At 45.4% G+C, this 12,735-nt stretch carries 13 protein-coding genes; 8 read left to right on the forward strand and 5 right to left on the reverse strand.

Translation table 11 applies throughout. From position 1 onward, the window contains the following. Window positions 1–6: 6 nt before the first annotated feature. From AB4405_RS09955 to AB4405_RS09990, 8 genes are read left to right on the forward strand one after another with little or no spacing between them, the layout of a single operon-like run. Window positions 7–459 (forward strand): acyl-CoA thioesterase, encoded by a 453-nt coding sequence (locus AB4405_RS09955; protein WP_372060628.1) that lies wholly within the window; start codon window positions 7–9, stop codon window positions 457–459. 55 nt (window positions 460–514) lie between these two features. Beyond that, window positions 515–1,129: an outer membrane lipoprotein carrier protein LolA gene (locus AB4405_RS09960; RefSeq protein ID WP_372060701.1), complete on the forward strand. Its 615-nt coding sequence runs from the start codon at window positions 515–517 to the stop codon at window positions 1,127–1,129. Then, window positions 1,101–3,557, forward strand: coding sequence for an MMPL family transporter (locus AB4405_RS09965; RefSeq protein ID WP_372060629.1), 2,457 nt, complete (start codon window positions 1,101–1,103; stop codon window positions 3,555–3,557). Before AB4405_RS09960 ends, AB4405_RS09965 begins: the two co-directional genes overlap by 29 nt. A gap of 59 nt (window positions 3,558–3,616) precedes the next feature. Further along, the gene (locus AB4405_RS09970; protein ID WP_372060702.1) at window positions 3,617–4,246 is read left to right on the forward strand and encodes a DUF3261 domain-containing protein; all 630 of its coding nucleotides are present in this window, start codon (window positions 3,617–3,619) and stop codon (window positions 4,244–4,246) included. Between the two features lie 2 nt (window positions 4,247–4,248). Beyond that, window positions 4,249–5,454 carry a beta-ketoacyl-[acyl-carrier-protein] synthase family protein gene (locus AB4405_RS09975; protein WP_372060630.1) on the forward strand — a complete coding sequence of 402 codons (1,206 nt, stop codon included), beginning with the start codon at window positions 4,249–4,251 and terminating at the stop codon, window positions 5,452–5,454. Continuing rightward, entirely contained in the window at window positions 5,447–5,911 is a 465-nt protein-coding gene (locus AB4405_RS09980; RefSeq protein WP_372060631.1) for a hotdog family protein, read from the forward strand. The genes AB4405_RS09975 and AB4405_RS09980 overlap by 8 nt, the downstream gene beginning before the upstream one ends. Further along, window positions 5,908–6,633 carry a 3-ketoacyl-ACP reductase FabG2 gene (locus tag AB4405_RS09985; RefSeq protein WP_372060632.1) on the forward strand — a complete coding sequence of 242 codons (726 nt, stop codon included), beginning with the start codon at window positions 5,908–5,910 and terminating at the stop codon, window positions 6,631–6,633. Before AB4405_RS09980 ends, AB4405_RS09985 begins: the two co-directional genes overlap by 4 nt. Further along, window positions 6,630–7,853: a beta-ketoacyl-ACP synthase gene (locus AB4405_RS09990; RefSeq protein WP_372060633.1), complete on the forward strand. Its 1,224-nt coding sequence runs from the start codon at window positions 6,630–6,632 to the stop codon at window positions 7,851–7,853. The genes AB4405_RS09985 and AB4405_RS09990 overlap by 4 nt, the downstream gene beginning before the upstream one ends. Before the next feature lie 157 nt (window positions 7,854–8,010). Here the strand turns inward: AB4405_RS09990 and AB4405_RS09995 are convergent, their stop codons facing one another. The 5 genes from AB4405_RS09995 to AB4405_RS10015 all read right to left on the reverse strand — a co-directional run bounded on the left by AB4405_RS09995 (window position 8,011) and on the right by AB4405_RS10015 (window position 12,693). Then, window positions 8,011–8,163 (reverse strand): hypothetical protein, encoded by a 153-nt coding sequence (locus AB4405_RS09995; protein WP_198593108.1) that lies wholly within the window; start codon window positions 8,161–8,163, stop codon window positions 8,011–8,013. Window positions 8,164–8,389: 226 nt separating this feature from the next. Further along, window positions 8,390–9,697 (reverse strand): TRAP transporter large permease, encoded by a 1,308-nt coding sequence (locus tag AB4405_RS10000; RefSeq protein WP_372060634.1) that lies wholly within the window; start codon window positions 9,695–9,697, stop codon window positions 8,390–8,392. A gap of 19 nt (window positions 9,698–9,716) precedes the next feature. Next, window positions 9,717–10,196, reverse strand: coding sequence for a TRAP transporter small permease (locus tag AB4405_RS10005; protein WP_372060635.1), 480 nt, complete (start codon window positions 10,194–10,196; stop codon window positions 9,717–9,719). Between the two features lie 79 nt (window positions 10,197–10,275). Further along, on the reverse strand, window positions 10,276–11,235 hold the full coding sequence (locus AB4405_RS10010; RefSeq protein WP_102471768.1) for a TRAP transporter substrate-binding protein: 960 nt from the start codon (window positions 11,233–11,235) through the stop codon (window positions 10,276–10,278). Window positions 11,236–11,970: 735 nt separating this feature from the next. Continuing rightward, the gene (locus AB4405_RS10015) at window positions 11,971–12,693 is read right to left on the reverse strand and encodes a DsbA family protein (RefSeq protein WP_372060636.1); all 723 of its coding nucleotides are present in this window, start codon (window positions 12,691–12,693) and stop codon (window positions 11,971–11,973) included. Window positions 12,694–12,735 lie beyond the last annotated feature (42 nt).

The raw sequence follows: 12,735 nt of genomic DNA on the forward strand, positions 1-12,735 counted from the left end.
GAGACAATGACTGAGATAACACATTCGCTGACTTGTGAGGTGACACTTGTCACCTCATTTCAAGACGCGGACCCGATGGGCGTTATTTATCACGGTAACTTCTTTCGTTTTTTCGAAGAAGCTCGCCGTGTCTTAATGGAAAAAATTCAGTACGGCTATCGTGCGATGCAAGCATCGGGCTACGCATGGCCAATCATCGACACACGAGTAAAATACGTCAAAATGATCCCCTTCAACCACGCTATTCGTGTCACGGCCACACTGACTGAATGGGAAAACCGCCTACGCGTTGACTACGTTATCTACGATGCCAATTCAGGCACTCGAATGTGCAAAGCCCATACCACACAGGTTGCCGTATCGATTGAAAGCGAAGAGATGTGTTTTGCTTCGCCACGTATCTTCATCGAAAAAGTCGATCATTGGCACCAACATGGAAGGCTCAACAATGACGATTAATTCACGCTCTTTGTCTCTGTCGAGTACACCAAACCACCTCGTTTGGCGTTTCACTATGTTCCGTTTGTTGTTTTTATTCGTGCCATTGTTCTTATTCACGCCCGTGTCTTTTGCTCAAGTAAACAACCTTGCTGATTTACAAGCCCAGCTGGCAAGTCATGACCTGGTTCGGGGCGACTTTACACAACAGCGTCATATCGAAATGTTTGAGCAGCCACTGGTTTCATCCGGACAATTTACCTTAGACAAAGGTAATGGCTTACTGTGGCATCAGCACGTTCCGTTTTCCGTCCAATTGGTGCTCACTAATGACAAGCTGCGCCAAACCTTTGCTGAACAACCGCCACAAATCATTACTGCGAAAGAAAATCCAATGGCGTTCTATTTTAGTCATATTTTCCTGGCGGTTTTTCACGGTGATACCGAGCAATTAAAGCAACAATTTGACTTAGCGTTTTCGGTAGAAAGTGGCCAGTGGTCTCTCGTATTAACACCTCTAGCCGCGCCATTAAAATCGGTGTTTGCTAGCATCACAATACGAGGCAAAAATGACCTTGAAAGCCTCACATTACAAGAAATTCGCGGTGACAAGACCGATATTATTTTTAGCAATCAACGCTATCAACCAAAGAGCCTAACGGATGCTGAACAAGCGCAGTTCCAGTTCTAAACCGTCCAACACGGTGTTATTAAATACCGCCCGCAGTTACCAACTGGCGGGTTTGTGGCTAGCCGTCGTTTTATTTGCTATCGCTTTGCTCATCAAACAATGGGCACTGAGCCCTGTCTCGCCGATAGAAACGGACATCCTTAAACTACTGCCAGTCAATAAACAAAATCCTGTAGCGGAAAGTGCCTTTAATAAAGTCACGGCTAGCATGAGCGATAAGGTTGTCTTCGTTCTCTCCGCCGAACGCCCCACTCAAGGCGGTAGTCATTCAGATACAGGTGCAGGTGCAAATAGTGTCGAACTCCATAATACCGAGCCAAACCAAGCACGATTATATGACGCTGCGCAGACGTTTTCAGCGCAGTTAACCCGCAGTGGCTATTTCGCGACGGTGACCGCCGAGATTGAAGATACCCAGCAACAACAATGGGCTCAATATTATTTTCAACACCGCTTCCAACAGCTCACAGACAAACAGCGCCAACGGTTGACAACTCATCCAGAGCAACAAACTCAGCACGTTGTACAGTCGGTTTATAACCCTTTTTCTGGTGTCTCTGGGCAAGAACTCACTCATGATCCCTTTTTGCTTTTTCGTGATTATTTAAGCCAGTTAAGTCAATCCACCTCAGCGTTCCAGTTGACTAATGGCTACCTCACCACTCATGATCAAGGCCGTGATTACCTGCTCATTACTGCCGAACTTAATGACTCGCCCTACAGCTTAGCGGCGCAGCAAGCGGTGCCTCTTATTGAGCAATGGCAGGCGAACATCACACAGCATTATCAGGTAAACATCGACCATACTGGCGTTCTGTTTTATGCAGACTTTGGTACCAGAAGTGCAAAATCTGAAATCAGCACCATTGGCGTATTTTCCTTGCTGGGTGTTATTTTACTGATTGCAGTAGTGTTCCGCAGCCTCACCCCACTTGTACTTGCGCTACTGTCCGTCTCTGTCGGACTGTTAGTCGCGATGGCCGCAACCACCTTCATTTTTGGTCAGGTACATTTATTCAGTCTGGTTTTTGGCGCAAGTCTTATTGGTGTCTCCATTGACTATGCTTTTCATTACCTGACAGACCGGCTTGCGGCGGGTAAAAAATGGAACAGCCTATCCGGTCTAAAACATATCTTTGTGGCTATTACTCTTGGTCTGGTGACCAGCTTAATCGGCTACTTAGGCCTACTGATCGCTCCTTTCCCCGGTTTACAACAACTTGCCTTGTTCTCCGCGATCGGTCTCACCTCAGCCTACGCAACCGTGGTTGCTTGGTATCCTATTTTAGCTAAATCAGCCAGTCGGCCTCGCCCGCTGCCGGGACGCACATTAAGCCATCATTGGTTAAACCTTTGGCACAATAAAGCACTGGCGTGGGGCTTACCCGCCGTGATTTTGCTGCTCAGTGCTATCGCCATGACACACGTTCGCTACAACGACGACATTCATCAACTGCAAGCGATGCCCGCTGACTTAAAACAGCAAGAAGCGAAGATTGCGTCACTCACGGGCATACAAGCGTCACAACAAATGCTCGTGGTAACCGCAGATAACAACGAAACGTTGCTGCAATCTCTGGAATCACTTTCAACGACACTGGATACTTGGCAACAAGCGAAGGTCATCAGCGGCTATCAAAGCTTGCAGCAGTATTTGCCGTCTCAACAACGCCAAGCTGAAGATTTTGCCCTTATTCAGTCTTTGTACCAAAACCAAGGCAACGCATTGTCCAAGGCGCTCAATCTCAATACACCGCCAACAATAGAAGCGAAACCGACTCTTATCACCTTACCAGACTATCTAAAACAGCCCGTTTCCGAGCCAGTAAGCTTCCTTTATCTGGGAGAAATTGAGGGGCAAACCGCATCAGTTATCCTTATCAAAGACGTGTCTGACAGTAGCGTTATTAAATATTTCGCCCAACAACACGATAACCTAACGTACCTCAACAAGGCAGAAGAGGTTTCCCAGTTGTTTGCTCAGTATCGAATTAAGATAATGGAATTATTGGCCATTGCAACGCTAGCCATTACCATTGTCTTGATCTGGAGGTATGGCGTAAAGCGCTGTGCCCGTATCCTGCTACCATCTCTTATTGCTTGTCTTGCAGGATTAGCAGTTACTGGGATGACCGGCAGTGAACTCAACTTGTTTAATCTCCTAGCGCTGGTATTAATTATTGGTATTGGCATTGATTACACTCTGTTTTTTGCCGAGCAACAGCGATGTCACAGTACCTTGCTCGCGATCACGCTGTCAGCCATCACGACCCTGCTATCTTTTGGCCTGTTATCTCTTAGTGATACCCATGCCATCCACAGTTTCGGTCTCACCGTACTCACGGGTATTTTTGTCGCGTGGTTATTATCCCCTATGGCTATTGATGCCCCAACCGGGCACCAACACGATTCAAAGGATCAGCAATGACACTCACAAGATGCCCCCTTAACTCAAGATCGTCGAGCCTCGTCAATATCGCAACGTCAATGACGGTGTTTCGCCGGACAGTATGTCGATGGCTGGCCATCGCGTTACCACTTTTCGTCCTTTCTGGGTGCGCATTAAAACCGCAGCAAGCCTCTACTCAAGTGGAGGTAAAGCCCAACACCATGGTTAACCTACCTACACCGGCTGATTTAGGGTATCAGCTGACTGCCAGTCAGTTGATTACGGCGACATGGCATGGCAAAGACGGCAATGAGTCATCTCAGCTACCCGTCCAGTTGCAAGTCGACAACTCAAAGGTCGTACTGGCTGGTTTTTCTTCTTGGGGCACACGTATTATGTCGCTCACCTACCAAGATGATGAAATACAAGCCAATGTTCTGAATGGACTCGAGAATACCTTGCCAGCGCCCGAACAGATTTTATTTAATCTGATGGTCACCTTATGGCCCCTAAATGCTTGGGAAGCCTCATTAAATAAGATAAAGTGGCACATTACTGATTCAGAACGTCAGCGCCTGATCACCGATGAAACTGGGGCAACGGTTATTATCATTAACTATGAAAATGACGATCCCCTACAAGGTACGATCCGCTTTACGCACCAACAGCTGGGTTACTCCATCGTCATCGACACCCTTAATTTTCAACTCAATAACGAAAACAATTAGGCATGAAACGAACCAACCCTCAAATCCCATTGTTTATCCATGATTGTGGCTTTCACTCATCGCTAGGCAAGACCTCTGAAAGCATTCATCGAAGCTTGTCTTTGGGCCGCTGTGAACACATGGTGCATGAAGACGGATTACTAAATAACGGTAAACCAACCGTTGTCGGGCGCGTCACGGAATCACTGCCTTCACTACCACAATCTTTGGTTGCATTCGCTTCAAGAAACAATCGCCTCGCCCTTTCTGCTCTGCAGCAGATAGAACCGTCTATTCACGACGCAATACGTTGCTATGGGTCAGACCGCGTGGCGGTCATTATCGGTACCAGTACTTCAGGTATCTCAGACGGTGAAACCGCGTATGCACACAAATTGGCGACCGGTCAGTTCCCCAATGATTTCCACTATTCAAAACAAGAGTTGGGCAACACGAGCGACTTCATTCGTCAATATTTTGGTATTAACGGGCCAAGCTATTCCATCTCGACGGCATGCTCATCCAGCGGTCGAGTCTTTATCAGCGCTAAACGCCTACTCAAAGCAGGCGTTGTTGATGCCGTTCTTGTCGGTGGCGTTGATACTATTTGCGCCCTCACTCTCAATGGCTTTAATAGCTTAGAAGCGCTATCCAACACGCTTTGTCGTCCGTTTGATGAACACCGAAATGGCATCAACATTGGTGAATCCGCCGCTTTCATGTTGCTTAGCAAAAAGGCACCGGCCAACGATGACAACCCTATCGCTTTACTCGGCGCCGGTGACAGTTCCGATGCCCATCATATTTCCGCGCCACACCCTGAAGGAGAGGGTGCCGCTCAAGCCATGGAAAAAGCTCTGAATGACGCAGGACTGCAACCTGAAGACATTGGTTATATCAACGCCCATGGAACCGCTACGCCATTAAATGACCGTATGGAAAGTAAAGCCATCAGCCGTGTATTCCGCCAATCGGTGCCCGTGAGCTCAACTAAACCGCTAACCGGTCATACATTAGGGGCAGCTAGCGCGACCGAAGCAGCCATTGCCTGGCATATACTCAAGCATGACTTGGTGTTACCAGCGCAACATTGCCAAAGTAAAGCCCCAGACATCGAGGTTACCCTGGTCGAAAACAAGACTAAGCTCAATGGTAAAGCCATTCTGAGTAACTCCTTTGCATTTGGTGGCAATAATATCAGCCTTATTTTTGGAACAGTACATGACTAGCTATCCCCCTATAGAGCAGCTTCTTCCTCATGATGCCCCAATGGTTTTGGTGGATCGAGTTGTTGATATTCAAGCCGAGTCCGTTCATTGCCAAGTTGATATTGGTGATCACCATTTATTTTTTGATCCAAAGACACAATCAACACCTGCTTACGTAGGCATTGAATTTATGGCGCAATCTGTTGCGGCGTGGTCTGGGTTTCATGCTCAACAAAAAGGCGAAGCGCCACCCATTGGCTTTTTACTTGGTAGCCGCCGATATCAGGTAGAGTGTGATGCGTTTCAACAAGGGCAAACTCTCGACATCTACGCAGAAAAAGTAATAGAAGACAATGGCATGGCCGTTTTTTCGGCGCGGCTTGAACGTAATGGGACACAGATTGGCTCTTGCCAACTCAACGTTTATGTCCCCTCTCACGAAAAACTAAAAGAAATGAAAAATAGGAATCCTCAATGAGTCGACAAGTATTAGTGACGGGTGCCAGCAAAGGTATCGGTCAAGCTATCGCCATCCAATTAGCCAGTGATGGATTCACCATCGCCGTCCACTACATGGGCGATGAGGCAGGGGCTCAACAGACGCTGGCGACCATTGAAGCAAACGGTGGCGCCGGACGCTTGATTCAATTCGACATCAGCAATCGCACGCAATGCCGTGAACGACTCGAAGCCGACATTGAGTCGCATGGTGCCTACTACGGTGTCGTCAACAATGCCGGCATCACCAGAGACACCGCCTTTCCTGCCATGACTGAAGAAGAGTGGGACGGCGTTATTCATACCAATCTCGACAGTTTTTACAACGTGCTGCACCCTTGCGTAATGCCCATGGTTCAAAAGCGCAAGGGTGGACGTATCGTTACCCTCGCATCGGTCTCCGGCATTATGGGCAATCGCGGTCAAACCAACTATAGCGCTGCCAAAGCAGGCGTAATTGGTGCAACAAAATCGCTCGCCCTTGAACTCGCAAAACGAAAAATCACCGTAAACTGCGTCGCACCTGGGTTGATTGATACAGGTATGGTAGACGAGCATGTAAAAGAACATGCCATGCCACAAATTCCATTACGCCGCATGGGTGAGCCTGAAGAAGTGGCAGGATTGGTGAGCTATCTAATGTCAGATATCGCTTCGTATGTTACGCGCCAAGTTATTTCAGTCAATGGAGGCTTAGTATGAACCGTCGAGTAGTAGTCACGGGGATGTCTGGTGTCACCGCATTTGGTAATGACTGGGGATCTATTGAACCAAAATTGCGCGCATGCGAAAACGCAACACAGTACATGGCCTCTTATGAACAATATGACGGCCTAAATACCAAGCTTGCTGCACCTATCGATCACTTTGAATTGCCTAAGCACTACAAGCGTAAGCAAGTCAGAGGTATGGGTCGAGTATCAAAGCTTGCCACGGTTGCCACAGAAAATGCCCTGAGCCAATCCGGTTTGCTCGGCAACGAGATATTGACCAACGGACAAACCGGCATTGCTTATGGCTCTTCAACAGGCAGTACCGACGCGATTGGTGCCTTTGGCGTCATGCTAAACGAAAAAAGCACGAAGGCCATCACTGCAACAACGTATGTGCAAATGATGCCCCATACCACCGCCGTTAATGTTGGGTTGTTTTTTGGTCTAAGAGGCCGTGTCATCCCAACCAGCAGCGCGTGCACCTCAGGAAGCCAAGCGATTGGTTACGCCTTTGAAGCCATCAAACATGGCTATCAAACCGTCATGGTCGCGGGGGGTGGTGAAGAGCTTTGCCCAACGGAGTCAGCGGTATTTGATACGCTGTTTGCCACCAGCTTAAAAAACGACGCGCCCAAATCAACGCCAAGCCCTTATGACGCAAGCCGTGATGGCCTTGTTATTGGTGAAGGTGCCGGTACTTTAGTGCTGGAAGAGTACGAACATGCGATGGCACGTGGTGCGACCATCTATGCAGAAGTCATCGGCTTTGCTAGCAACTGTGACGCTGCCCATGTGACCCAACCACAGATGGAAACCATGCAGATTTGTATGGAGATGGCATTGCAAAATGCGGCGCTGTCTGCCGATAAGATTGATTATGTCTCTGCCCACGGTACCGCGACTGAACGTGGTGATATTGCAGAAAGCAATGCGACTGCCAATGTGTTTGGCAAGGTGCCTATCAGCTCTTTGAAGAGCTACTTTGGTCATACACTTGGTGCTTGTGGTGCCATTGAGGCATGGCTGGGGCTAGAGATGATGCATACCGGTTGGTTCAACCCCACGCTTAATCTCGATCAACTGGACAGCCAATGCGGTGACCTAGATTACATTACTGGCACAGGCCGTGAAATGGACGCTCAATACGTTATGAGTAACAACTTTGCCTTTGGTGGCATCAATACGTCCATCATCTTTAAAAAAATCTGACATATTACCAATCCTACGACTGGCGACCTACCCGTCGCCAGTTTATGGCGACCAGAAAAACCTTATTCAGCCACATCAACCCAAACGGCTCCCTTCAATCAAAATGAGGCCGTTATCCAAATGAAAACGAGCAGTCCCTCTGCAAAAACCTAAACAGCTAATCATCCGCGCCGCATTTTGCACACTCAGAATAAGTACGCTCGCCTTCATTGATCACAACATAACTGGTGACGCACTTTTCACAGAGTACTAGCTTAGGATAGGCTTTTTTTGCCTGCTTATCGCCTTCAACGGTGTAATATTTTCTCATTTTCCCTCTAACGCTCAGTGGTATTTAACCCCAGAGTATATAAGCTTAAGGGCATGATCAACGCTCAGTATTAATCGCCCATGACAAGAGGTGTTATTGCAGACCAGTTGCCAATTCCATCGCGCACGACTCGCTCTTTGCCGGGCGTCGGCTAAACATGGCGATAAAACAATGAAGGCCTTAACATTACTGCTAAGGCCCTATTTACTTTATTGAGAGGTCGACTTTATTGAATCAAGCCAAACATTCTTGGCAGGGTCAAACTAATTGACGGAATGAAGGTGATAAGTAGTAAGGTGATCATCATTACTGCGCAAAATGGCCATATTGAACGAATCACACTTTCAATTCTTGCACCACTGACACTACAACCGACAAACAATGCGGTGCCGACCGGAGGAGTCGCGATACCAATACACAAGTTAAAAATAATCATCATTGCAAAGTGGATCGGATCCATACCCAACTGAGTAGCAATCGGCATAAAAATTGGCGTGAAAATTAGTAATGCCGGCGTTAAGTCCATGAACATACCAATAATCAAAAGAATAATATTCATCAATATGAAGATGATGATTGGGTTATCTGATATCGATAACATCCACTCACTGATCATGGTCGGTAAACCTGTAAACGCCATTGCCCAAGACATGATGGTTGAGGCGCCAATAAGAAAGAGCATAATCCCTGTAATTTCGGTTGTCTCTACACAGATCGTTTTCATATCGGTCAACTTCAGTGACCGATAACAAAGCGAGAGCGCAAACGCATAAAGAACCGCAATACATGCGCCTTCCGTCGCAGTAAAGACTCCACCAATAATCCCACCAATTACGACAATGATCAGTCCAAGGCTCGGAGTAGCTTGCCACACAACGGTCGCGATCTCCTTGAGCGTTTTTCTTGGACCAACCTCAGCACCGTAGCCTTTTTTCTTTGCGATAAAGTAAGCCACGACCATGCAACTAACGCCCATCAAAATTCCTGGGACATAGCCTGCAACAAATAAAGCCGCCACCGAGGTACCGCCGCTGACAACGGAAAAGACAATTAAAGAGTTGCTCGGTGGAATCAACAAACCAGACGGACATGAAGCAACATTTACCGCCGTCGCAAACGACTTGTCGTAACCCTCTTTTTTAAGTTGTGGAGCAAGGGTTTTACCTACCGCAGCGGCAGAAGCGACGGCTGATCCAGAAACGGCACCAAACATCATATTTGACAGGATATTAACGTGTGCCAAAGAACCCGGTAGCCACCCCACCAATAATTTCGCAAAGTTAACTAAGCGAGTCGCAATTCCGCCTCGATTCATAATGTTACCGGCTAGAATAAAAAATGGGATCGCGAGTAAGCTAAAGCTGTCTATTCCGGTCACAATTTTTTGCCCAGCGGTCATCGCAGCGACATCGAATGGCAAGATAGTAAATATAATAATGAGAGAAGACATGGCAATTGCAATTGCAATAGGGACACTAAAAGCAATCATCACCATAAATAAGCTGAGTAACCAAATGCCTATGGACATATCCATACTTGGAATTCCTTATTAATTATTTTTCGTAGAACGAATCCAGCATATTAAGCAAGAGATATATCGTTATAAGAACGGCTGAAACAGGTAATATGCAATACACATACCCCATTGGTATTTGTAAGGCTGGTGAAAACTGTTGCATGGTTCGGCCAATTAACGCTACCCCGCCTTTAAACATTGCGAGCGACACAAACGTTAGAATAAGCGCATTAATAGCCAACTGAAGAACTTGATTCACTCGCTTAGGAACACTGTCAGCAAGGAGGGTGATCGCCAAATGTCCTCTTACGCCAAATAAATAACTCGCACCTAGCAACCCTAACCAGATCATAACGTAGCGCGATAATTCATCGGTAAAAGAGCTAGGATCATTTAATACATATCGACTAAAAACTTGCCATGTGACGGTTATTACCAAAACAATCAGTGCCACTCCACAGAATGATAGTATTAGCTTGTCTACAATACTTCGTAGACCTTTCAAAAAGGAATGCATTCAATATCCTTATTATTATAAATACAATACCGGCCCTATAGGCATATTATTTATAGAGCCAGTATTAGACGGTTAATACTTACATCTCTTGAATCTTATTGACGTAATAACCTAGTTTTTCATCTTCACGCGCAGAATCTAGCATCGGCTTAACTTTTTCTCTGAATTTTTCTTTATCTACTTCTACAAAGGTGACACCCAGCGCTTTCGCCTTTTCTACATTGGCACTCTCGGTCTCATCCCAGATGCGAATTTCTTCGTCTAGCGATTCTGCCGCTGCTTCTTTTAATATTTTTTGCTCAGCATCACTTAAGCGCGCCCATGTTTCTTCTGAAATGATGATAAGGTCAGGCGTCATGGTGTGTTGATCCAACGAATAGAACTTGGCGACTTCTGTATGACGCATCTCCACTAAGCTCGACACATTATTCTCTGCCGCGTCGATGACACCTTGTTGCAATCCAGTATAAATCTCAGTGAATGGCATTGGTGTTGCTCTAGCACCTAAAAGATTAATCATCTCCATCATCGTTGGAGACTCAGGCACACGCACTTTTAGACCTTTCAAATCTTCTGGCGTATTAATTGGTTTTTCACTGTAAAAGCTTCGAGATCCTGAATCATAAAATGTCAGACCAATAAAACCTTTACCTTTACTCGACACTAATAATTCTTCTGCTGTATCGCTCTTCATAAAGCGGCGCATATGCTCAGGATCATTAAATAAGAAAGGAATAGATAGTACTTTAAATGTTGGTTCAAACGATTCAGACAATGCACCGTTTATTTTCGCCATATCAATTGCACCAGTTACCACTTGTTCGGCTTGGTCTCGCTCTGATCCCAACTGAGCATTAGGGAATATTCTAACGTTCATGTCGCCATTAGATTTCTCTTTCACCTTGTCAGCAAAAATAACCATTCCTTTGTGGGCTGCATTATCTAATGACATTGCATGCCCCAACGTTAACGTTGTCGCGCTTACATTAAAAGCGGCTAAAATGGATGTCGCCAATAATGGTAATATAAGTTTTTTCATTGAACTTCCTTAGATGTGTTTTCTGTCAATTCCAACTCAACATTCAATGCCATTATAAAAATGCACTTTTGTAATACAATAATCTAAGAATACATACATGAGCGAGATCACAAGTGTTCATACAACAAAAAATAATATTTACTTATTGGTGTTACATCTATTTACATGTAATTTATAGAATCAATCACGTTTTTCACCTCATTAATATCTCACCTCAAGATTGACATCTAACAATTAATATAAATTACTGACAAAACTATCTTTTATCAACGGTAAATATGTAGCTAAGACAATTAATGTTTTTGTGATGGCTCTTCAACTCTCTCAGCTAATTATCTTGTCATATAATAACAATCCTGTTTGTAGGTAATCATTATCAATACCTACAATGACTTCCGCCTCTCAATATTTTCTGAATACATTAACGACGTACCGAAGGGTGGATCCAGCTAAAAGCATGTGTACACAGATGGCAAAAAAGCCACCAAACAGTGACTTTTTATAATGAACGGGTTAACTACTGACAACCAGTCGCTCGTAGTTAGGCGCTTTAGCATCTAGTACTAATGTGGCTGATAAAGATTGGCATTCATTTCTTGGCCTTTTATGGGCAGGAACAACCTCAATCAAGGCACTACACTCAACATTTTCTTTGATCAACTCATCAATTTACGACTGCTTCATCGGTGGCAACGATTTTACATATCACATAGTCTAGCAAGCCTTTCCTACTTATTAATCAAGCTCAGACTCTAACGCTTTCTTTAGCTCTGAATAGGGTAAATAACCAGGAATAATTTGGTCGTTAATAATCATGGCTGGCGTACCGCGCAAGCCTAAATCGAGGAAGAATTGGTTATTTCGCTCCAAGATTTCATCCGAAACATTCGATTGCACCAACTGGCTTTGTGTACCCGTTTTATCAGCAATAGCCTTCAACGAACGTTCATTATGAAGACGTGGATTCGCTGCCAACAAATCATTCACTTGCTGAAACTTATCCGGTGCGTCACGCCATACATTCAAGGCATAACTCGCGGTTGTGTATTCCAGTTTACTGTTGCGCTCTTTCAGTGGCACATAGATATTAATCACCTTCACTTGAGGGTAATCTTGCACCAGTTTTTCCAATTCAACATCGAGTTTTTTGCAGTAAGGGCAATTGTAGTCCGTCACATTTACAATCGTCAGTTGTGGATTTTCTGCCTCACCGAACGATGAATGAACAGCGCTATTAATATGTGGCTGATAACGCTGCAGCGCGACACTAATACCTTGCTGTTGCGCGATAAATCCGCTGAGACTTTGATGAAGCGTGTCCACGACTTCAGGATGCTCTTGAAGCATTTGAGTGATCTCTTTAATTTTCAAATTGGTCGCGTCCGAGGCTGAATCCGCCATCGCGTTAACGCTAAAACCAAGCAACCCAATTGAGATTAATGTCTTAATTTTATTCATTTTTACTATCCATTTAACTGTCTATATCAGCAAAGCTCTGCC

Origin of the sequence: Vibrio sp. 10N.261.51.F12 (genome assembly GCF_041471725.1) — a bacterium.
Classification (GTDB): Bacteria; Pseudomonadota; Gammaproteobacteria; order Enterobacterales; family Vibrionaceae; genus Vibrio.

Bases quoted from the DNA above. Each gene is read 5' to 3' on its own strand.
- AB4405_RS09955 (WP_372060628.1), top strand. From the start codon at position 7: ATGACTGAGATAACACATTCGCTGACTTGTGAGGTGACACTTGTCACC.
- AB4405_RS10000 (WP_372060634.1), bottom strand. From the start codon at position 9,697: ATGGATATGTCCATAGGCATTTGGTTACTCAGCTTATTTATGGTGATG.
- AB4405_RS09990 (WP_372060633.1), top strand. From the start codon at position 6,630: ATGAACCGTCGAGTAGTAGTCACGGGGATGTCTGGTGTCACCGCATTT.
- AB4405_RS09960 (WP_372060701.1), top strand. From the start codon at position 515: ATGTTCCGTTTGTTGTTTTTATTCGTGCCATTGTTCTTATTCACGCCC.
- AB4405_RS09965 (WP_372060629.1), top strand. From the start codon at position 1,101: ATGCTGAACAAGCGCAGTTCCAGTTCTAAACCGTCCAACACGGTGTTA.
- AB4405_RS09985 (WP_372060632.1), top strand. From the start codon at position 5,908: ATGAGTCGACAAGTATTAGTGACGGGTGCCAGCAAAGGTATCGGTCAA.
- AB4405_RS10015 (WP_372060636.1), bottom strand. From the start codon at position 12,693: ATGAATAAAATTAAGACATTAATCTCAATTGGGTTGCTTGGTTTTAGC.
- AB4405_RS09970 (WP_372060702.1), top strand. From the start codon at position 3,617: ATGACGGTGTTTCGCCGGACAGTATGTCGATGGCTGGCCATCGCGTTA.
- AB4405_RS09995 (WP_198593108.1), bottom strand. From the start codon at position 8,163: ATGAGAAAATATTACACCGTTGAAGGCGATAAGCAGGCAAAAAAAGCC.
- AB4405_RS10005 (WP_372060635.1), bottom strand. From the start codon at position 10,196: ATGCATTCCTTTTTGAAAGGTCTACGAAGTATTGTAGACAAGCTAATA.
- AB4405_RS09980 (WP_372060631.1), top strand. From the start codon at position 5,447: ATGACTAGCTATCCCCCTATAGAGCAGCTTCTTCCTCATGATGCCCCA.
- AB4405_RS10010 (WP_102471768.1), bottom strand. From the start codon at position 11,235: ATGAAAAAACTTATATTACCATTATTGGCGACATCCATTTTAGCCGCT.
- AB4405_RS09975 (WP_372060630.1), top strand. From the start codon at position 4,249: ATGAAACGAACCAACCCTCAAATCCCATTGTTTATCCATGATTGTGGC.